Below are 903 nucleotides of genomic sequence, written 5' to 3' on the forward strand. Positions count from 1 at the left end.
GTCAGTCCAAGACGTACTTTCTAGAAAGAGCGGTGTCATCTACGGTGATGATGTTCGTCAATTGTTCCTTTATGCTCAAAAGAAGGGATTTGCAATTCCTGCCATTAACGTGACTTCCTCCTCCACTGTTGTCGCTGCTTTGGAAGCTGCTCGTGATAACAAGTCACCAATTATCTTGCAAACTTCGCAAGGTGGTGCTGCTTTCTTTGCTGGTAAGGGAGTAGACAACAAGAACCAGGAAGCTTCAATTGCTGGTGCCGTGGCTGCTGCTCACTATATTAGATCAATTGCTCCAACCTACGGTGTTCCCGTGGTTTTGCACACCGATCACTGTGCCAAGAAATTGTTGCCATGGTTCGATGGAATGTTGGATGCCGATGAGGAATTCTTCAAGAAGACTGGTGAGCCATTGTTCTCGTCGCACATGTTGGACTTGTCTGAAGAATCTGACGAGGAGAACATTGGTACTTGCGTGAAATACTTTGAGCGTATGCACAAAATGGGCCAATTCTTGGAGATGGAAATCGGTATTACCGGTGGTGAAGAAGATGGTGTCAACAACGAACACGTACAAAAGGAATCGTTGTACACCTTGCCAGAAACCGTATACAAGGTTTACGAGGCCCTTTCCCCAATTGGTCCAAACTTTTCCATTGCCGTGAGCACCAAAAGTACGCTAAGGAACAATCTGGCTCCAAGAACGACAAGCCATTGTTTTTGGTTTTCCATGGTGGATCCGGTTCGTCGCAACAGGAATTCGACACCGCCATCACCCACGGTGTGGTCAAGGTCAACTTGGACACTGACTGTCAATACGCCTACCTCAGCGGTGTTCGTGACTACGTTTTGAAGAAGCAAGACTACCTCAAGACCCCAGTCGGAAACCCAGATGGAGAAGACAAG

The 903-nt window shown here is 47.3% G+C and carries 1 protein-coding gene and 1 pseudogene; both read left to right on the forward strand.

What is annotated here, in order from left to right; translation table 11 throughout:
* Positions 1-61: 61 nt before the first annotated feature.
* Positions 62-604 (forward strand): annotated as a pseudogene (locus H9Y04_RS49130) (class II fructose-bisphosphate aldolase); the annotation flags it as partial.
* 113 nt (positions 605-717) lie between these two features.
* Positions 718-903: class II fructose-bisphosphate aldolase (locus tag H9Y04_RS49135; protein WP_498067176.1), on the forward strand; the 186-nt coding region annotated here is incomplete at its 3' end.

The organism is Streptomyces polyasparticus (assembly GCF_014493765.1).
GTDB classification, from domain to species: Bacteria; Actinomycetota; Actinomycetes; order Streptomycetales; family Streptomycetaceae; genus Streptomyces; species Streptomyces polyasparticus.